Source organism: Streptomyces viridochromogenes (assembly GCF_001270495.1).
GTDB classification, from domain to species: Bacteria; Actinomycetota; Actinomycetes; order Streptomycetales; family Streptomycetaceae; genus Streptomyces; species Streptomyces viridochromogenes_A.
In genome coordinates, this window is sequence record NZ_LGUR01000072.1 from 101,849 (window position 1) to 120,050 (window position 18,202).

The following is an 18,202-nucleotide window of genomic DNA, read 5'->3' on the forward strand; positions in this document are numbered from 1 at the left end:
CGGGGACCGTCCTTGGGTCGACTGCGGTTGGGGGCGTTACGCCGTGCCGAGCGCGGTGTCGCGTGCGGCGCGGAAGGCGGGATACGGATCGCGGTCCGGGTACGACCACGGGGTGGGGGTGGCGTGCTCGCCGATGCGGTGGAACAGGGCGGCGGCCTCGGCGCCGCGGCCCTCGCAGACCTTGGCGTGGGCGAGGTAGTTCAGATCGATCAGGCGGCGCGGGTGGCCCTCCTGCTCCCACTCCAGCCACCAGTCGAAGGCGGCGCGCATCACCTGCCGGGCCCGGCGGCCGCTCCAGTGCCCGGAGGCGGTCGCGTCGCGCTGCTCGTGTCCTGCCCCCGCGAGAACGCGGTAGCGCTCGGCGTGGGCGACGACCGGGAGGATGGCGAGCGGGGAGTCGGCGGGGGCGTGCTCGGCGGCGGCGTTGGCGAAGTCGTAGACCTCGTGGAGCGGGTCGGGGCCGGTGCCGGTGCGGCGCTCGGCGAGGCGGGCGATCATCAGGTGGTGGGCGTGGTGGTGGTCGGCGTACCGGGCGCGGACCTCGGCGAAATGGCGCCGCACCTCTTCCTCGGCGCCCAGGGCGCTCTCCAGCATGAGCAGGCCGAGCCAGGGGGTGGGGTCGGCGGGGGCGAGCGCGGCGGCGGTGTGGCAGGACTCGCGGGCGCGGACCGGTTTCTCCTTGCCCCGCAAGGCGCGCCGGACCTTGGCGTGGGCGAGCAGGACGGCGGCGTCGGCGGAGTCGGGCTCGGCGAGCAGCCAGTCATTGGTCCAGGGGGCGCAGTACGGCTCCCGGGCGAGGACGGTGACGCGGTGCCCTCTGCGGTCCCAGTCGTCGCCGGTCCGGGCGAGCAGCGAGCGGGCCGTCTGCCATCTGCCCTGGGCCAGCGCGGTACGGGCCGCGGCGAGCTCGGCGTCGTCGAGGGCCGCGTCGAAGGCGTGGGTTGCGCGCTTGCGGCCGCGGCCGAGGGGTGGCGGAGGTGGGGACACCGTTTTGGGTTCTGTAGGGGGAGAGAATGTGGACTGTCATCAACCGATCACACACAGCAAATCCGCAGCCAACGGTTCACGTCAAGGGCCGCCGACGCGTTACACGCGTCAACTCGCGTGACGCGTGGGGCAGTTGTGGCAGACCACCTGCCCGCAATGTCGGATTTGTTCTAATGGTGTGGCGTTCGTCATAGCGTTGTCGTCGCGGGCATCGCAGGATTGCGGGACGCGCATGCCGGGCCCAAGGCCGCTACAGTCGGCCCTTACGCACCCCGTCCGCCCGGCAGGATGATCGAGGTACGCAGCGTGTCGCTACAGATTCTGATACTCGCCGTCAGCGCTGCATGCTGTCTGGGCTTCGGCTTCGTACTGCAGCAGAACGCGGCACAGAAGGCGCCGCTGAGCGACTTCCTCTCCCCCCGGATCCTCCTCGACCTGATGAAGGTGCCCCGCTGGCTGGGCGGCATCGGGTTCATGGTGGTCGGCATGGCCCTGGGCGCGATGGCGCTGGGCCAGGGTGAGATCTCCCTGGTGGAGCCGTTGCTGGCGACCAACCTGCTCTTCGCGCTCGCACTCTCCCGCCGCCAGACCAAGCAGCCACTGGGCCGCCAGGGCTGGACGGGTCTCGCCCTGCTCGCGGGCGGCGTGACGGCGTTCATCGTCGCCGGCCAGCCCCACGGCGGATCGGCGCCCAGCGGCCCCTTCCGGCAGTGGCTGATCATCGGCGTCATGGTCGGGGTGGCCCTGCTGCTCACGGCGTACGCCAAGCGCTCGCGGCTCAGCTCGGGCCCTGCCCTGCTGGCCACGGCCGCCGGACTGCTGTACGGCGTGCAGGACGCCCTGACGCGCGTGACCGGCCAGCGTTTCGCCGAGGGCGGCATGACCGAGATCCTCACCAGCTGGCAGCCGTACGCCGTCGTGGCGCTCGGCCTCACCGGCCTGATCCTGGTCCAGAGCGCGTTCGAGACGGCTTCCCTGCGTATGTCCCTGCCCGCCCTGACCGCGGCGCAGCCGCTGGCGGGCATCCTCTGCGGCGTCGGCTTCCTCGGCGACCGGCTGCGCGCCGACTCGGGCGCGCTGGCGTGGGAGGCCGCCGGGCTCGCCGGGATCGTGGTGGGCATCATCATGCTGGGGACGCATTCCGCGATGCCGTGCGGGGCGGTCCAGCCGAAGCGGGCCGCGGCGGCGGTGGCGACGAGCTGACCGCACGGGTGCCGCCCTGGTTGGATGGCCCCCATGAGCGCTGCTGACGAGATCCTCGACATCGTCGACGAGCAGGACCGGGTCGTCGGACAGTCCCCGCGCGGCGAGGCCTACGCCAAGGGGCTGCGTCACCGCAGCGTCTTCATCGAGGCCCGGGACGCGCAAGGCCGCCTCTTCGTGCATCGCCGCACACCGACGAAGCTGGTGTTCCCGTCGCGGTACGACATGTTCGTCGGCGGAGTGGTCGGCGCGGGCGAGTCGTACGACGACGCCGCTCTGCGCGAGGCCGAGGAGGAACTCGGCGTGAGCGGCCTGCCGCGTCCCACGTACCTCTTCAAGTTCCTCTACGACGACGGCGCCGGGCAGACCTGGTGGTCGGCCGTGTACGAGGTGCGCTGCGAGCTGCCGGTGAGCCCGCAGGTGGAGGAGGTCGCCTGGCACGACTTCCTGCCGGAGACCGAGGTGGAGCGGCGGCTGACCGAGTGGGCGTGGGTGCCGGACGGACTGGCGGCGTACGAGCGGCTCAGGGCCTACCGGGCGGGCGGCACCGACAGCGCCCTGTGACCGACGCCCGGATAGGGTCGTGCATGTGATCGAGTTCGTACGAAACGTCCGGCTGTGGTTCGCGCCCCAGGAGGTCCGGCAGGAAGGCGGCACCCCCGACTACCGGTTCTCGCTGGCCAACGAGCGCACCTTTCTGGCCTGGCTGCGTACCGCCCTCGCCCTCATCGGCGGCGGCTTCGCGGTGGACCAGTTCCTGCCGGACCTGCGCTGGGGGTGGCGGGTCGGGCTGGCGCTGGCGTTGCTCGCGGCGGGCGTGCTGTGTTCGCTGCGCGCGGTCAATCACTGGGTGCGCTGCGAGCGGGCGATGCGCCGGGGCGAGGATCTGCCGGTGTCGCGGTTCCCGGCGGTGCTGAGCCTCGTGGTCGCGGTCGTCGCGGTCGCGATGGTCGTCGTCGTACTCGTCGGGTGGGAGGGGTGAGCGCCGGGCCGGTCGCGGAGCCGGTGCGTGACCCGGGGCTCCAGCCCGAGCGGACGCGCCTCGCGTGGCGCCGTACGACACTGTCCGGGGCCGCGGCCGCCGTACTCGCCGTCAAGACCGCGCTGCACGGCGGCGTCTCGGTGGTCGGGATCGTCGTCTGTGCCCTGTGCTGCGGGCTGTGGCTGGGCTTCCTGGCCCTCGCCCACCGCCGCATCCGCATCCTGGCCTCGTCGGCCGAACCGGCCGCCCTGGCCCCCCGGCATGCCACGGCCACGGTCCTGTTCACCGTGGCCCTGGCCGTGTGCGGTGCCGCCCTCGTCCTCTGAGGCACTCGAAGAGCACTCGAAGAGCTACGGACCCTGGTCCGTCTCCTGCCACAGCCCTTCCGGTGCCACCGGCTCCTCCTCCGTCTCCCAGTCCACCGTCACCACGATCTTGCCGCGGGTGCGGCCCTCCTGACTCAGCCGGTGGGCGTCGGCCGCCCGTTCCAGCGGGAACGTCTCCGAGACGTGGACGGCCACCACGCCCTCCTCCGCCAGCTCGGACAGCCGCAGCAGGTCCGCGGCGTCGGGGCGGACGAAGTAGTAGCGGCCGCCGTAGTCGAAGACGTCCGGGTCGGCGATCGACACCAGGCGGCCCTCCGGGGCGAGGAGGTTGGCCGAGGTCTTCAGCGCCTCGCCGCCGACCGTGTCGATCACGGCGTCCACGCCTTCGGGCACAAGCCCCCGCACCCGTTCGGTCAGCCCGTCGCCGTACTCGACCGGTTCGCCGCCGAGGCCGCGGACGAAGTCGTGGTTGTGCGCGCTCGCCGTACCGATCACCCGGGCGCCCAGATGGCGGGCGAGCTGGACGGCGATCGAGCCCACGCCGCCGGCCGCGGCGTGCACGAGGACGGTCTCGCCCTGCCTGACCTGGAGGACCTTGATCAGCACCTGATACGCCGTCAGCCCCACCAGCGGCAGACCGGCCGCCTCCTCCCAGGTGAGGTTGCGGGGTTTGCGCGCGAGGGTGCGGACGGGGGCGGCGACGTACTCGGCGAAGGTGCCGTGGGAGAGGAGGTCCTCGCGGACATAGCCGATGACCTCGTCGCCGACGCCGAACTCCGTGACGGACACACCCGGTTGGACCACCACCCCGGAGACGTCCCAGCCCGGCACCACCGGGAAGGCCGGCTCCAGCATCCGGTCCATATAGCCCTCGCGGCACTTCCAGTCGACCGGGTTGACGGCCGCGGCCCGCACCTTGACCAGCACGGAGTCGGGGCCGACGCGCGGGTCGCGCACCTCTCCGTATGCGAGCACCTCGGGCCCGCCGTAGCGTGAGTAGCTGATGCCCTTCATGGGTTCGACCCTCCGGGGTGACGGGACGCCACGCAAGCCGAATAACCCGATATGCGGCGTTCGCGTGGCAGCCTGTCCGACGTCACGACCCGCACCTCCGAAGGTGAGCACCATGAGCACCCTGCATGTGGAACACCCCTCCCACACCCACACTCACGGACCGGACTGCGGGCACACCGCGGTACCGCACGGCGACCACACCGACTACGCGCACGACGGTCACCTCCACCGCGAGCACAGCGGTCACTGGGACGAGTGCGAGGCGAACGGGCACGTCGCGCACGACGGCCACACCCATGAGCACGGCGCCGACTGCGGGCACGAGAGCGTCCTGCACGGCGACCACGTCGACTACCTCCACGACGGCCACCGGCACGCCTCGCACGAGGGCCACTGGGACGACCACTGAGCCCGACGGGGCCGTTCCGACACGCCCGCGAGCCCGCTGGGCGACTCCGCCCCTTCGGCGCACTGGCCGAGAAAGACCACCGACGGCTCCCCGACGCCCTGCGCGGGGAGCCGTCGGCCTATCGTGGCCCCGATCACGTTCGACTCCCCCACTGGACTACATACCGACTGGTCGGCATCATTGGTCGGGTCTGGTTCACCTGCCTGTAGGAGCGATGTATGAGCCCCGACCACCCGCCCGGTCTCGATCTCGACCGGCTGCGCGGCCTGCTCGAGCGCGAGCGGCCCGGTCTGGCACAGGGTCCGCTGACCGGCCGGCTGATCGAGGGCGGACGGTCGAACCTCACCTACGCGGTCTCCGACGGCACCTCCAAGTGGGTCGTACGACGTCCCCCGCTCGGCCATGTCCTCGCCACGGCGCACGACATGAAGCGCGAGCACCGGGTCATCAGCGCGCTGCACCCGACGAACGTCCCGGTGCCGCGCCCGGTGCTGCTGTGCGAGGACGAGGAGGTCGTCGGGGCGCCGTTCTACGTCATGGAGTTCGTCGAGGGCACCCCCTACCGCACCGCCGACCAGCTGGCCCCGCTCGGCCCCGAGCGCACCCGGGGCGCGGTGCTGTCGCTGGTGGACACCCTCGTCGAACTGCACGCGGTGGATCCCGCCGAGGTGGGCCTCGCGGACTTCGGCCGGCCCGAGGGCTTCCTGGACCGGCAACTGCGCCGCTGGGGCAAGCAGTTGGACGCCTCCCGCAACCGCGAGCTGGCCGGCATCGACGAGCTGCACGCGACGCTCGGCCGCCGGCTGCCCGCCTCCCCCGCCGCGGCGGTCGTGCACGGCGACTACCGGCTCGACAACGTCCTCATCGGTGCGGACGACACGATCAAGGCGATCCTCGACTGGGAGATGTCCACGCTCGGCGATCCGCTGACCGACCTGGGCCTGCTGGTGATGTACAGCATGCCGCTGGGCATGCCCGACTCCCCCGTCTCCACCACGGCGCAGGCCCCGGGGCACCCGGAACCGGCCGAACTGATCGAGCGGTACGCCGCGCGCTCGGGGCGCGACGTCTCCGCGGTCTCCTGGTACACGGCGTTCGCCTGGTTCAAGCTCGCCGTGATCCTGGAGGGCATCCACTACCGCTACACGCTGGGCCAGACGGTCGGCCGCGGCTTCGACCGCATCGGCGACCTGGTCCCCGTCTTCATCCAGCACGGCCTCACCACCCTTCAGGAAGGCTGATCCGCCATGGACTTCGCGTTCGACGCACGCACCGAGGAACTGCGCGCCAAGCTGCTCGCCTTCATGGACGAGCACGTCTATCCGGCGGAGGCCGTGGCGGAGGAGCAGCGGGCCGCGCTGGCATCCCCGTGGGACACCCCGGCCGTGGTCGAGGAACTGAAGGCCGAGGCGCGCAGGCAGGGCCTGTGGAACCTCTTCCTGCCCGACGCCGAGTACGGTGCCGGCCTCACCAACCTCCAGTACGCCCCGCTCGCGGAAATCACCGGCCGTTCCCCGCAGCTGGCGCCCACCGCCACGAACTGCGCGGCGCCCGACACCGGGAACATGGAGGTGCTGTCCCAGTTCGCCGACGAGCAGCAGAAGAAGCAGTGGCTGGAGCCGTTGCTCGCCGGTGAGATCCGCTCGGCGTTCGCGATGACCGAGCCGGAGGTGGCCTCGTCCGACGCCACCAACATCACCACGCTGATCGAGCGGGACGGCGACGAGTACGTCATCACGGGCCGCAAGTGGTACATCTCCGGGGCGATGAACCCGGACTGCAAGATCTTCATCGTGATGGGCAAGACGGACCCGGACGGCGCGGACATCCGCCGCCAGCAGTCGATGATCCTGGTCCCCCGCGACACGCCGGGTGTCACGGTCAAGCGCGCCATGCAGGTGTTCGGCTACGAGGACCACTACCACGGCGGCCACGCCGAGGTGGTCTTCGACCACGCGCGTGTGCCGGCCTCCAGCCTCATCGGTGAGGAGGGCGGCGGCTTCGCCATCGCGCAGGCGCGGCTCGGTCCCGGCCGGATCCACCACTGCATGCGGCTGATCGGCATGGCCGAGCGGGCGATCGAGCTGATGTGCCGCCGGGCCGCCTCCCGTACGGCGTTCGGCAAGGCGCTGGCCCAGCAGGGCGTGGTGCACAACTGGATCGCCGACGCGCGCGTGACGGTCGAGCAGCTGCGGCTGCTGGTCCTGAAGACGGCCTGGCTGATGGACACCGTCGGCAACAAGGGTGCCCACACGGAGATCCAGGCCATCAAGATCGCCACGCCGCGGGCGGTCGTCGACATCATCGACCGGGCGATTCAGCTGCACGGGGCGGGCGGTGTCAGCCAGGACTTCCCGCTGGCCGAGCTGTATGCCGGGGCGCGGACGCTGATGATCGCGGACGGTCCGGACGAGGTACATCAGCGGTCGCTGGCGCGGCGGGAGCTGAAGAAGTACGTGTGACGGCGGGGCGGCGGTGGGGGAATCTCGCCCCCGCCGCCCCTACCCGTCCCGTCCCTGGGGGCTGCGCCCCCAGACCCCCGCTGTCGGCCCTTCGGGCCTCGTCCTCAAACGCCGGACGGGCTGAGAATGCCTGGCGAATCCAGCCCCTCCGGCGTTTGAGGAGCGGGGTCTGGGGCGGCGGGGGCGAGGAAAGCTCCGTGCGATTACGGGCGTAGCGCCCGCAGCAGCAGGTCCGCCAGGTGGTCGGCGACCTGCTGAGGGCTCATCGGGCCGTCCGGTCGGTACCAGGTCGACAGGTGGTGAACGGACCCGAAGTGGTAGTCCACCACCAGGTCGGCCGGGGTCGCCTTGGAGAAGACGCCCGCCTCCTGGCCCTCCTCGACGAGCGCACGGAAGCGTTCGTGGTAGCGCCGGCGCTCGGCACGCACCTGCTTGTTCTTCTCCGGGCTCAGATGGTGCATCGAGCGGAAGAAGATCATCGCGTCGTCGAGGTTCTCGATCGTCGTGACGACGACGTCCGCGGCCGCGCCTCTGAGCCGCTTCTCGATGGGCTCGTCGGCGTCCGCGAAGGCGTCGAGCCGCTCCTGCTGAACGCGCAGCACGCGCGCGTACACCTCGTGCAGAAGGTCGTCCTTGGAACCGAAGTAGTGGTACAGCGCCCCCTTGGTGACGCCGGCCGCCTCCACGATCTCCTGCACCGAGGTGCGGTCGTAGCCCCGCTCGGCGAAGAGCCGGGTGGCGGCGGCGAGCAACCGCTGGGGGACGGGCGTACCGTCTCCGTCCGTCGTCCTGGCCACTGTGCCGCCACCTGCCCTTCCGAGATGTCTGCCGACTGAACAGCCGTCTTACGCGCGGGAACGAAGGTCCCGTCGGAGGATCTTCCCACTTGCCGTCTTCGGCAGGTCGGGCAGGATCTCCACCTGCCGCGGATATTTGTAGGCGGCCAGTCTCTCCCTGCAGTACTCGGCGAGTGCGTCGGGGTCGGCTTCCGCACCCGGACGGAGGCTGATGTATGCCTTGACGGTCTCCCCGCGGTACCCGTCGGGCACCCCGACGACAGCGGCCTCGCGCACCGCCGGGTGGGTGTAGAGCACGTCCTCGACCTCACGCGGCCAGACCTTGAAGCCGGACGCGTTGATCATGTCCTTCTTGCGGTCGACGACGTACAGCCAGCCCTCGGCGTCCATGAAGCCGATGTCCCCGGTGCGCAGTTCTCCGTCGGGGAAGGTCTCGGCGGTGGCGTCGGGGCGCCGCCAGTAGCCGGGGACGACCTGCGGGCCGCGTACGAGGATCTCGCCCTGTTCGCCCAAGGGGACCTCCTGGCCCTCGTCGTCGACGATCCGTACGACCGTCTCGGGCCCCGGCAGCCCGACGGCGAGCGTCCCGGAGACCGGGTCGACGGGGGCCTCCAGGCCGGGCGGGACGGAGGCGCAGGGGGCGGTGCACTCGGTGAGGCCGTATCCGTTGCGGATGTACGGCCCGAAGCCGGCCCGGAACTTCTCGACCAGGGCGGGTGGCAGCGGGGCACCGCCGGAGGAGATCATCCGGAAGGAGGCGAAGTGGTCGCGGGTGACGTCCGGGTGGGCGGCCAGCGCCATGAAGGCGGTCGACGGGCCGACGGTGTAGTGCGGCCCGTGCTCGGCGAACGCGCCGAGCACCACCCCCGCCTCGAAGCGGTACGCCAGCACGAGCACGCCCGCGCTGTTGAGACAGGCTGCGAGCTGGGCGACCATCCCGGTGATGTGGAACAGCGGCGCCATCGCGAAGTAGACGGGCGGGTCGGGCAGCTCCAGGCTGGTCCGCTGCCGCTCCGCGTTGTACATGATGTTGCCGTGCGTGTTGGTGGCGCCCTTCGGGGTGCCGCTGGTGCCCGAGGTGTAGCTGATCAGCGCGATGTCGGACGGGCCCAGGTCACGGCCCTCCGGCGCCTCGTGGCCGGCCCGGGCCACGGCCGTCAGATCGTCGGTGTCCTCGGCCTGAGGGAGCCGCTCGAAGGCCAGCACGCGCGCGTCGTTGCGCGTCTGGAAATCCAACTCGCACCCGGTGAGCACGATCCGCACCGGCGAGTCGGCCGCCGTCTCGCGCAGATACGCGTCCCAGGCCCGGTCGGAACAGATCAGCGCGGCCACCTCACCGTCCCGCAGGACGTGACCGACCTCCCCCGACTTGTACATCGGGTTGACGGGTACGACGACCGCCCCCGCCTTCCAGGCGCCGAGCAGGGCGAGCACGAAGTGCGGGGAGTTCTGCAGCAGGATCGCCACCCGGTCGCCGCGCTCCAGGCCGCGGGCGGCGAGGTGGCCGGCGACGGAGTCGCTGAGCTCGTCGACCTCGCGATAGGTCAGGCGGCCGTCGAAGTAGGCGAGGCAGCTGCGCTCCGGGGTCTCGGCGACCACCCGGCGCAGGGCGTGCACGAGGGTGTGGGCCGGGTCGACGGGGGTGCGCTGGGCGTCGCTGAGCAGCGCCAGCCAGGGCTTGGCGGCGTAGCTGGAGGCGGAGGCGTCGGTCACTGGCTCGCCTCCCACTTCTGCTGGAGGTGGTTCATGCCGGCCAGCCAGCGGTCGGGCTCGGCGGCACGCGCCTGGTAGTACCCGGCGACCTCGGCGTGCGGAAGGATCAGGAAGCGGTCCTCCTCCATGCCCTTGAACAGGGCGTCGGCCACGTCCTCCGGCGCGATGGCGGTGGGCTTGAGCACCAGGTCCCCCGCACTGCCGGTGGCGTCCAGCATGTCGGTGCGCACGCCCTGGGGGCAGATGGCGTGGACCTTCAGACCACGGTGCCGGTACGTCAGCGACAGGTACTCGGCGAAGGCGAGGGCGCCGTGCTTGGTGACGGCGTAGGGCGCGGCGCCGATCATGGTGAGCAGCCCGGCGGCGGAGACGGTGGAGACGAACCGCCCGCTGCCACGCTCCAGCCAGCCCGGGAGCAGCTCATGGGCCGCGCGGACGTGTGCCATGACGTTGACGTCCCAGGACAACGACCAGGACTTCTCATCGAGCGCCTGCCCCGGATCCGCGCCCCCGAAGGCGACACCGGCGTTGGCGCAGTAGACGTCGACGATGCCGCCGAGCGCGTCCCGGGCGTCGGAGACGATCGCGGAGGCGTCACCGGGGACGGCGATGCCACCGATCTCGTCGGCGACGGCAGCGGCCTTCGCCCCGTCGAGGTCGTTGACGACGACCCGGGCCCCTTCGGCGGCGAACCGACGGGCCAGCGCGGCCCCGATGCCGCCCCCGGCTCCCGTGACGACCACTCCGGCACCTTGAACGGCTTCCACCATCGGTCTCCTTCGACTGCGGCTCGACTGCATAGCCAGACTAACCGGTCGGTATGTCACAGGGAAGGGCCACTGCAACGCCCCCAAGGGGCGCGGGGACCTGCGCGACGAGCCACGAATCACCGGCACCTTCCCCACAACCTGCGGGAGCAATACCGTGCCCCCCATGCGCCTATCCAGACGAGCACTCCTCGCAGCGACAACGGCAGCAGCGTCCCTACCTTCGGCAGCGGCGGCGTCCGAGCGCCGCAGGCCACCGCAAACCGGCTTCGAACGGCTCGCAGCCGACGGCTACGCACTCCTCGACGGCCGCCGCGTCGGAATCGTCACCAACCCCACCGGCATCACCCGCAACGTCCGCCACATCGTCGACGTCATGCACGCGGACGACCGCGTGAACCTGACCGCCGTCTTCGGCCCCGAACACGGCTTCCGCGGCACCGCCCAGGCCGGCGGCTCGGAAGGCCGCTACGACGACCCGGCGACCGGCCTCCCCGTCTACGACACGTATCTCAAGAGCGGTCGGCCCCTCGCGGACATCTTCACGGCCTCCGGCGTCGACACGGTCGTCTTCGACATCCAGGACGTGGGCGCCCGCTTCTACACCTACATCTGGACCCTCTACGACTGCATGGAGGCGGCCCAGCTGGCCGGCAAGCGCTTCGTGGTGCTGGACCGGCCGAACCCGGTGACCGGACGGTCGGCCCAAGGCCCGGTGCTGCACAAGGAGTTCGCCACCTTCGTCGGCCGAGAGCCCATTTCGCAGGCGCACGGCATGACGGTCGCGGAGCTGGCGCGGCTGTTCAACGGGGAGTTCCTCACGACCCCGGTGCCGCTGGAGACCGTACGGATGACGGGCTGGCGGCGGTCCGACTTCCACGACGCCTCGGGCCTGCCCTGGGTCCCGCCGAGCCCGAACATGCCGACGCCGGACACCGCCCTCGTGTACGCGGGGACGTGCCTCTTCGAGGGCACGAACCTCTCGGAGGGACGCGGCACCACCCGCCCCTTCGAACTGCTGGGCGCGGAGGGCGTCGACGGCCGCTGGGCGGCGGCCGCCAATGAACTCGGCCTCGCCGGCGTGCACTTCAGGGAGGCCTACTTCGCCCCGACGTTCTCGAAGTTCCAGGGCAAGACCATCGGCGGCGTCCAGATCCACGTCCACGACCGCACCGCATACGACCCCGTCCGCACCGGAATCGCCCTGCTGGTGACCGCCAAGAAGGTCTGGAGCGGCTTCGGTTGGCGCCCGGACAACTGGATCGACAAGCTCACCGGCTCCACCCGGGTCCGCACGATGATCGACGCGGGCGCGGGCACCGACGACGTGGTGGCGGGCTGGCAGCGGGAGCTGGCGGCGTTCCGGCGGGTGCGCAAGGAGTACCTGCTGTACAAATGAACGCCCCCGTCGTGTGCCTCTGATGGGTGACGACGTATGGCCAATCCCGCCCGGTAGCAGGACGATGCGCCCGTATCGCACCGCTTCGGGGGACTAGGGGGCCTGTCATGGCGGAACCGGCAGTGAGCGTGACTCCTTACTGGGAGCTGACCTTCGACGCGGACGGGGATCCGGACGCCGGGCGACGGGACCGGCTGCTGGCCGGGGTGGCGCGGCAGCACGTCCGTGATCTGATCGTCTTCGCGCACGGCTGGAACAGCGACCGCTCGGGGGCGACGCGGCTCTACGACCGCTTCTTCGCGCCGATCCCGCAGCTCGCTCCGGCGGCGAGGATCGGGTACGTGGGTGTGGTCTGGCCGTCGATGCGGTTCTCGGACGAGCCGATCCCGGACTTTCCGCGGGCCGTGGCGGCCGAGATGCCCCGTCGGCCGGTGCTCGACAAGGACACGCGGCACGCGCTGCTGGACACGTTTCCCGGGCGGGCGACCGTGATCGACCAGATCGCACGGTTGCTGGACCAGCAGCCGCGTGAGGAAGCCGAGCTGGAGGAGTTCGGGCGGCTCGTGCGGATGCTGGTGGATGTCGTTCCGCCGGGGCCGCAGGCGCTGTTCGCGGCGGACACGCTGGCAGAGGGCGTGCCGCAGAGCTCGCCGGACATGTTCTCGGCGTCCACCGCGGCCGTGTGCGAGGAGTTCGCGCAGGCGCTGACCCATCTCGAAGCGCCGGACGGCACGGCCGCCTTCTCGTTGCCGAACCCGTGGGAGGGAGCCCACGAGCTGCTGCGGCAGGCGACGTACTACGCCATGAAACGGCGCGCGGGGACGGTCGGTGAGCGTGGGCTCGGCCGGGTGATCGGGCAACTCGCCTCGCGCTCGCCCGAGGTGCGGGTGCACCTGGTCGGGCACAGCTTCGGCGGCCGGCTGGTGTCGTTCGCGCTGCGCGGGCTGCCGAAGGGTGTGCGCACGGTGAAGTCCGTGACGCTGCTTCAGGGTGCCTTCTCGCACTACGCGTTCGCGTCCCGGCTGCCGCACGACGCGCGTGCGGGCGGGGTGCTGGAGGGCCAGCACAACCGTATCGACGGACCGCTGGTGTGCTGCTACTCACGGCACGACTCGGCTCTTTCCACGATGTATCCGCTGGCCTCGCGTATGGCGGGGGACGCGCGGGGGATCGCGGCCCTGGACGTCGGCCGGATGCTGGGTGCCAAGTGGGGTGCGATGGGGCACGACGGGGTGCAGGCGGTGCCGGGGACGGTGTCGTTCAAGCTGGCCGACGCGCTGAAGGCGACGCTGCCCGCCTCGGGTTGCGTGAACATCGACGCGGCGACGGTCGTCAAGCGTGGCGGGCCCCCGGCGGGAGCGCACAGCGACATCCTGCACCGGGAGTTGGCGCGGGTGGTGGTGGCGGCGGGCCGCATCCACCGACCCGCCGCCGACCACTGATCGTCACCTGTGTGACGTGAACTCCACGACCTGCTGATACGTCGGCCGGTTCTGCCAGCTGATCCTGGAGTGCTTGATGCCGCCCAGCGTGCGCTGGACGATCGAGTCGGCGCACCACTGGTCGCCGGCCGAGCACTGGTCGTCACCCGGGTAGACCTGGGCCGCGGTCTTGCCCGCCGCCTCCTTCAGGGTGCTGATCAGGAGGTCGCGGCAGGCGCTGAGGCTGCCGCCGCCGCAGTACTTCCGGTCGAGCGGGCCCTGCACCGACTCGCCGAGCACGGCCCGGATGTCCTTGTCGACGTAGGACCACCAGCCGTACTGGAAGGAGCTTCCGGCGTGCGAGCCGGTCGGGCCGTGGGCGGCCGACGGTGACTCGTCGATGGGCAGGTTGTTCGTCATCGCGCCGTACAGCTCACTCCCGAGACCCGGTTCGAACTCGGCCTTCACCAGCAGCGGCCACCACGCGTCCAGGATGCGGATCGCTTCGGCGTTGGCGTACGTCTTCGAACCGGCCGCCGTCTCGGTGCGCTTGCCGCCCGCCGAGATCCATGCCTGGAGCTTGCTCACGGCCGCCGCGGCCGCGGAGTCGGTGACCGGGGAGCTGCCCACGACCTTGAGCAGGTCCGGCAGAACGTCCTCGGCCCGCAGGTCGGCGAGGCCCGCGTCGGCCATCGCCTTCACCAGCGAGGCCCGGGTCACGCCGCCCGCGTCGACCAGCTTCTTCACCCGGTTCTCCAGCAGGTTGCCGCGGTGGACCGAGCCGTCGCCCCAGGGAGCGGTCGTGTAGTCCTTGGCCTGCTTGTTGTTCCAGGAGATGTAGTAGTCCTGGTCGATGGAGTTGGGGTGGGCCGACGGCGGGGTGTACTGCGCCGTGTTCGTCGTCGGGTCCCAGCCCCGCCACTCGTACGCCTGCTGGGCCCACACCGGGAACTCCGCGTCGACGCCGGTCGCCCGGACCGGGTTGTCGCCGCTGTTGTAGTAGGCGGTGTGCTCGGAGTCGACGTAGAACCAGTTGAAGGTGTAGTTGATGTGCTGCACCGCCTTCTGGAAGTCCGCCGGGCCCTTGACGTAGTCCGGGTCGTTCAGCATCTGGAAGCCGATGATCGAGTCGGCCTCGTGCAGGTAGGACGAGCGCAGGGTGGTGTAGGCGACCTTCTTGCCGCCGACGGTGGCGCGGTGGGTGACGGGACCGTACTTCGTCCGCCAGACCCGCATCGTGTACGAGCCCTCAGGGGTGCTGTCGGCGGTCGTCGGCTTCCAGGCGTTCTTCTGCTCGACCTTCTCCATCGCGGTGCAGGTGCCGCGGTACAGATAGTGGTAGTCGTCCTGGCACAGTTCGACGGCGTAGGTGTCGATGATGTCCTGGCCGGAGGTGGTGGCGCTCCAGGAGTAGTCCTGGCCGCGGCCGAGCTCGACGTACATGCTCAGGCCGGCGAAGGAGGCGCCGCGGGCGCTGATGCCGGGGCCCTGGATCTCCTGGAGCAGGAGCAGCTGGGGTGCGAAGTAGCCGGTCTGCGGGCCGAAGACGGCGACCGGGTGGCCGCTGGCCGTGTGCTCGCCGCCGACCACGAGGGCGTTGGACATCCCGCGCTTCGCCGAGCTCATCGCGGTCTTGGCCGCCGTGGTCGACGCGGTGCTCGCGGCGGCTCCGGCCGCGCTGCCCGTACGGTCGTACACGAGCTGCTCCTCGGCCACGGAACCGGCGTCGGGCAGGGCCTCGCCCTGCGGGTCGGCGGGCTTGGTGGCGTACGGGAAGCTCTTGTCATGGACGGTGACGACCGCCTCCGGGTCGTTGCGTTCGCGGAACGACTCCCAGAGCTTGGTGCCCTCGGCGACTCCGTACTTTTCCTGCGCGGCGAGCAGGGAGATCGCGTTGTTGACCTCGCCGCCGCCTCCGGAGCCGAACAGTGCGCCGATGACGGAGCCCAGCGCGACCAGGTCGGTGATCTTGAAGTGCTGGATGGTGCCGGCGTTGGTGACGGAGTCCTTGTGGCCGGTCAGGACGTACTCGCCGGGGAAGTAGCGGCCGCTGTCGGAGGCGTCGATGTAGGCGTTGATGCCGTCGAGGTACGCCTTGGCGTCGGCGAGGGCGAGCTGCCCGCGTTCGCCGTTGGTGGCGACCGCGTTGTCGATCTGGGCCTGGAGATCGGCTTCGGTGTAGGGCGCGTGGCGCCAGAACTGCTGCTCCAGGCCCTGGTTGGAGGGCGCGCCACCGGCGAACGAGGTGAGCTGGCCGCGTCCGACATGGCGGAAGACGTCCATGAGCCACAGCCGGTCCTGGGCGGCCGCGTAGCCGGCGCCGAACTCGGTGCCGTACCTGGTGGTACCGGTGATGTGCGGCACACCCGTCTTCTTGTCGCGGACGATCGTCACGTCGCCGCGCCCGGCGGGATTGACGGTGGAGGCGACTTGGTCGGACGGTACGCCGAACGAGGCGTCGTTGAAGAAGTTGTTGATCGTCGCGTTGGTGAGGCCGGAGTAGCCCTTGGCCAGATTGGCGTAGGGCCCGAGCTGGTCCGAGGCGTGTTCGGGCATGGTGCCGAAGGCCTGGTTGAGCAGGATCTGTGCGAGGGTGGCATTGCCGTTCTGACCAGGCGGAAGAACGTCGGAACACTGGTTGCCGCAGTGATCGGCGGCGGCCGTCGCCTCGGCCGCCGCGGCCTGGGACGCGGTCACCGCCGGTGAAAGCGGCGACAAAAGACCGGCAATCAGAACGCATACGGATGCGGTCTTCAGGAACCCGGGGAATCTGCCGGGAGTTCTCAGTCCGACTAGGGCGTTGCGTGGGGTACGCCGTGGCATGGCCGCTCCTACCGACGAGGGTGAGCCGGGATGTTACCGGCGGTATCCCCGAGATTGAAGATGAACATGCGTCACGTTTGGGAGTCACCAGGGCTCACCACGGAGGTGGCCGGAAATCGGATGGAGCCGAATCGCATGTCGATACGTCTATTCGTCAACGTCGTGCGAAGTCCGTGCGGCGACGCCGAAGTGACCGAAGTACAGGTGCAGGTGTGACGGAGGTGCAGGGCGATGGCCGGTTTCCGGAGTCTGGCGAGACAGGTGCGCGATCCGCGGTGCGATCTGGCGCTACGGCGCTACTCGCTGCGTAAGTGCCTTGAGCGGTTCGCTCCTTACGGGCACAGGGCGACCTGGGACCACTTGTGCTCCCGGGCAGGGTTTGGTCCGGAGGACCGCTCCCCCGATCCGGCGCGGCTCGTGGCCGCGTTGGACGAGCTGGAGGAAGCGCGTTCGGTCTGGCTGGCCTACGAGGTCGAGTTCGCCGAGCGACGCAAGAAGGAAAAGCACGATGGACTGCGCAGGCCGGGCAGTGTGGACGACTGGCACCGGCTGACCTGGGGCGGTTTCGGAGTCGCCTGGTGCGACAACCCCCGGGTCCACCCGAACGAACCGCTGGCCGAGGTGCTGCGCCGGCTGATCTCCGCGCTGGAGCGGGACCCGGGCTGTGAGTGCCCGGTGTGCGGCGGGGACCGGCTGATCTACAAGTACGACCTGGCCCATGAACCGTCGTCGGGCCCGGTCTGCACGGACTGCGGGATCGTCGTACCGCGTCCGGTTCTCACGCCGGAAGCGCTGGCGGCGTCGCGGCGCGAACGGCGACTGCTCATGTCCGCCTAGTACGACGGGGGTGCGCCGGGGATGCCGCACCCCCTCCTGTCGGCGTGCGACCACTGCCTTCTCGTCCCTGTTGTCAGTGCCGGCTGGCACCATCGAGGCATGATCCAGGTGTGCCTCAACGGGACCCGAGGGGCCGGCGACGGTGCCGTGGTGCCGCTCTCGCCGGAGGCGCTGGCCGACTCCGCGGCCGAGGCGGTCGCGGCCGGAGCCACGGACATCCATGGCCACGCCAAGACTCCCTGCGGACAGGACAGCCTGTCGCCGCGTGTGCTCACGCCGGCGCTGGAGGCGATACGGGCCCGGGTGCCGGTGCCGGTCGGGGTGACCACGGGCGCTTGGGCGGAACCCGACCCGGTGGCCCGCGTGAGGCGCGTACGGAGCTGGACGGCGCTACCGGACCACGCCTCCGTCAACTGGCATGAGGACGGCGCCGAGGACGTGGCCGCGGCGCTGATGGAGCGGGGCGTGGGCGTCGAGGCCGGCATCTGGTCCGGCACGGACGGAGCGGCGCGGTTCGCCGCCTCGCCGCTGGGGCCGAGGGTGCTGCGGGTGCTGGCGGAGGTGACGGACCCCTCCGCGCAGACGGCCGAGGAGAGCGCGCGTGCGCTGCTCGCCGACCTGGGCTCGGCGTTCGGCCGTCCCGTGCTGCTGCACGGGGAGGACGGCGGAGCGTGGCCGGTGCTGCGCCTTGCGGGGCGGCTGGGGCTGGCGACACGCGTGGGCCTGGAGGACACGCTGGTCCTGCCGGACGGGGAACGGGCCCGGTCCAACGCCCAGTTGGTGTCTGCGGCGTGGGTTCAGTACGGATGGGGCCGGCGATCTCCCTAGGCCCTGTCGTCAAATTCCCGTCGTCCGCCCGAAGGGCGGGCCGTGCGGCGAGAGTGCGTGCATGGCGTCGCACGGCAGGCGGGAATTTGACGACAGGGCCTAGTACAGGGTGAGGAGTTCAGCGCGAGGTGGGGCGCTCACCGGCGCCGGCGGGGCGCCGCCTCTCTGTGGGACGGGCGCCGCCCCAGCGGCACGACTGCCCGCAGGCCGGGTGAGCTGCGGCCGGCCACACAC

17 protein-coding genes are annotated in these 18,202 nt (G+C 71.0%); 11 read left to right on the forward strand and 6 right to left on the reverse strand.

The window, feature by feature from the left end:
* Positions 1-36: 36 nt before the first annotated feature.
* Complete coding sequence (locus tag ADK36_RS09275) at positions 37-987, reverse strand: hypothetical protein (protein WP_048586045.1); 951 nt, start codon at positions 985-987, stop codon at positions 37-39.
* Between the two features lie 306 nt (positions 988-1,293).
* Here ADK36_RS09275 and ADK36_RS09280 point away from each other — a divergent pair, with 306 nt between their 5' ends.
* From ADK36_RS09280 to ADK36_RS09295, 4 genes are read left to right on the forward strand one after another with little or no spacing between them, the layout of a single operon-like run.
* A complete protein-coding gene (locus ADK36_RS09280) occupies positions 1,294-2,190 on the forward strand; it encodes a DMT family transporter (RefSeq protein ID WP_048586046.1) in 897 nt (298 codons plus the stop codon).
* A 33-nt stretch (positions 2,191-2,223) separates the two neighbouring features.
* Positions 2,224-2,754: an NUDIX hydrolase gene (locus tag ADK36_RS09285; RefSeq protein WP_048586047.1), complete on the forward strand. Its 531-nt coding sequence runs from the start codon at positions 2,224-2,226 to the stop codon at positions 2,752-2,754.
* Between the two features lie 25 nt (positions 2,755-2,779).
* Positions 2,780-3,172, forward strand: coding sequence for a YidH family protein (locus ADK36_RS09290; protein WP_048586074.1), 393 nt, complete (start codon positions 2,780-2,782; stop codon positions 3,170-3,172).
* A complete protein-coding gene (locus ADK36_RS09295; protein WP_048586048.1) occupies positions 3,169-3,498 on the forward strand; it encodes a DUF202 domain-containing protein in 330 nt (109 codons plus the stop codon). Before ADK36_RS09290 ends, ADK36_RS09295 begins: the two co-directional genes overlap by 4 nt.
* A 24-nt stretch (positions 3,499-3,522) precedes the next feature.
* On the opposite strand, the gene ADK36_RS09300 is transcribed toward ADK36_RS09295, so the two are convergent.
* Positions 3,523-4,512: an NADP-dependent oxidoreductase gene (locus ADK36_RS09300; RefSeq protein WP_048586049.1), complete on the reverse strand. Its 990-nt coding sequence runs from the start codon at positions 4,510-4,512 to the stop codon at positions 3,523-3,525.
* Between the two features lie 112 nt (positions 4,513-4,624).
* Here ADK36_RS09300 and ADK36_RS09305 point away from each other — a divergent pair, with 112 nt between their 5' ends.
* The 3 genes from ADK36_RS09305 to ADK36_RS09315 all read left to right on the forward strand — a co-directional run bounded on the left by ADK36_RS09305 (position 4,625) and on the right by ADK36_RS09315 (position 7,383).
* A complete protein-coding gene (locus ADK36_RS09305; RefSeq protein ID WP_048586050.1) occupies positions 4,625-4,921 on the forward strand; it encodes a hypothetical protein in 297 nt (98 codons plus the stop codon).
* Positions 4,922-5,139: 218 nt separating this feature from the next.
* Positions 5,140-6,162: a phosphotransferase family protein gene (locus ADK36_RS09310; RefSeq protein ID WP_048586051.1), complete on the forward strand. Its 1,023-nt coding sequence runs from the start codon at positions 5,140-5,142 to the stop codon at positions 6,160-6,162.
* A 6-nt stretch (positions 6,163-6,168) separates the two neighbouring features.
* Positions 6,169-7,383, forward strand: coding sequence for an acyl-CoA dehydrogenase (locus ADK36_RS09315; protein WP_048586052.1), 1,215 nt, complete (start codon positions 6,169-6,171; stop codon positions 7,381-7,383).
* 203 nt (positions 7,384-7,586) lie between these two features.
* On the opposite strand, the gene ADK36_RS09320 is transcribed toward ADK36_RS09315, so the two are convergent.
* The 3 genes from ADK36_RS09320 to ADK36_RS09330 are packed head-to-tail and all read right to left on the reverse strand — an operon-like array spanning position 7,587 to position 10,663.
* Entirely contained in the window at positions 7,587-8,180 is a 594-nt protein-coding gene (locus ADK36_RS09320; protein ID WP_048586053.1) for a TetR/AcrR family transcriptional regulator, read from the reverse strand.
* Between the two features lie 48 nt (positions 8,181-8,228).
* On the reverse strand, positions 8,229-9,893 hold the full coding sequence (locus ADK36_RS09325; protein WP_048586054.1) for a class I adenylate-forming enzyme family protein: 1,665 nt from the start codon (positions 9,891-9,893) through the stop codon (positions 8,229-8,231).
* Positions 9,890-10,663, reverse strand: a complete 774-nt coding sequence (locus ADK36_RS09330) for an SDR family oxidoreductase (protein WP_048586055.1) — start codon at positions 10,661-10,663, stop codon at positions 9,890-9,892. The genes ADK36_RS09325 and ADK36_RS09330 overlap by 4 nt, the downstream gene beginning before the upstream one ends.
* Before the next feature lie 163 nt (positions 10,664-10,826).
* Between ADK36_RS09330 and ADK36_RS09335 the strand changes: the two genes are divergently transcribed.
* Together ADK36_RS09335 and ADK36_RS09340 are read left to right on the forward strand one after the other, a co-directional pair.
* Positions 10,827-12,059, forward strand: a complete 1,233-nt coding sequence (locus ADK36_RS09335) for an exo-beta-N-acetylmuramidase NamZ family protein (RefSeq protein ID WP_048586056.1) — start codon at positions 10,827-10,829, stop codon at positions 12,057-12,059.
* 107 nt (positions 12,060-12,166) lie between these two features.
* Positions 12,167-13,501 carry a hypothetical protein gene (locus ADK36_RS09340; RefSeq protein ID WP_048586057.1) on the forward strand — a complete coding sequence of 445 codons (1,335 nt, stop codon included), beginning with the start codon at positions 12,167-12,169 and terminating at the stop codon, positions 13,499-13,501.
* Positions 13,502-13,504: 3 nt separating this feature from the next.
* Here the strand turns inward: ADK36_RS09340 and ADK36_RS09345 are convergent, their stop codons facing one another.
* Positions 13,505-16,303: a penicillin acylase family protein gene (locus ADK36_RS09345; protein WP_078916648.1), complete on the reverse strand. Its 2,799-nt coding sequence runs from the start codon at positions 16,301-16,303 to the stop codon at positions 13,505-13,507.
* A 231-nt stretch (positions 16,304-16,534) separates the two neighbouring features.
* On the opposite strand from ADK36_RS09345, the gene ADK36_RS09350 reads away from it, so the two are divergent.
* On the forward strand, positions 16,535-17,140 hold the full coding sequence (locus ADK36_RS09350) for a hypothetical protein (RefSeq protein ID WP_048586059.1): 606 nt from the start codon (positions 16,535-16,537) through the stop codon (positions 17,138-17,140).
* 99 nt (positions 17,141-17,239) lie between these two features.
* Positions 17,240-17,968 (forward strand): 3-keto-5-aminohexanoate cleavage protein, encoded by a 729-nt coding sequence (locus ADK36_RS09355; RefSeq protein WP_048586060.1) that lies wholly within the window; start codon positions 17,240-17,242, stop codon positions 17,966-17,968.
* Positions 17,969-18,202: the final 234 nt, after the last annotated feature.

Excerpts from the sequence above, each read along its gene's own strand:
- ADK36_RS09285 (WP_048586047.1), top strand. The coding sequence starts at position 2,224 with ATGAGCGCTGCTGACGAGATCCTCGACATCGTCGACGAGCAGGACCGG.
- ADK36_RS09300 (WP_048586049.1), bottom strand. The coding sequence starts at position 4,512 with ATGAAGGGCATCAGCTACTCACGCTACGGCGGGCCCGAGGTGCTCGCA.
- ADK36_RS09305 (WP_048586050.1), top strand. The coding sequence starts at position 4,625 with ATGAGCACCCTGCATGTGGAACACCCCTCCCACACCCACACTCACGGA.
- ADK36_RS09310 (WP_048586051.1), top strand. The coding sequence starts at position 5,140 with ATGAGCCCCGACCACCCGCCCGGTCTCGATCTCGACCGGCTGCGCGGC.
- ADK36_RS09315 (WP_048586052.1), top strand. The coding sequence starts at position 6,169 with ATGGACTTCGCGTTCGACGCACGCACCGAGGAACTGCGCGCCAAGCTG.
- ADK36_RS09330 (WP_048586055.1), bottom strand. The coding sequence starts at position 10,663 with ATGGTGGAAGCCGTTCAAGGTGCCGGAGTGGTCGTCACGGGAGCCGGG.
- ADK36_RS09335 (WP_048586056.1), top strand. The coding sequence starts at position 10,827 with ATGCGCCTATCCAGACGAGCACTCCTCGCAGCGACAACGGCAGCAGCG.
- ADK36_RS09340 (WP_048586057.1), top strand. The coding sequence starts at position 12,167 with ATGGCGGAACCGGCAGTGAGCGTGACTCCTTACTGGGAGCTGACCTTC.
- ADK36_RS09345 (WP_078916648.1), bottom strand. The coding sequence starts at position 16,303 with ATGCCACGGCGTACCCCACGCAACGCCCTAGTCGGACTGAGAACTCCC.
- ADK36_RS09350 (WP_048586059.1), top strand. The coding sequence starts at position 16,535 with ATGGCCGGTTTCCGGAGTCTGGCGAGACAGGTGCGCGATCCGCGGTGC.
- ADK36_RS09355 (WP_048586060.1), top strand. The coding sequence starts at position 17,240 with ATGATCCAGGTGTGCCTCAACGGGACCCGAGGGGCCGGCGACGGTGCC.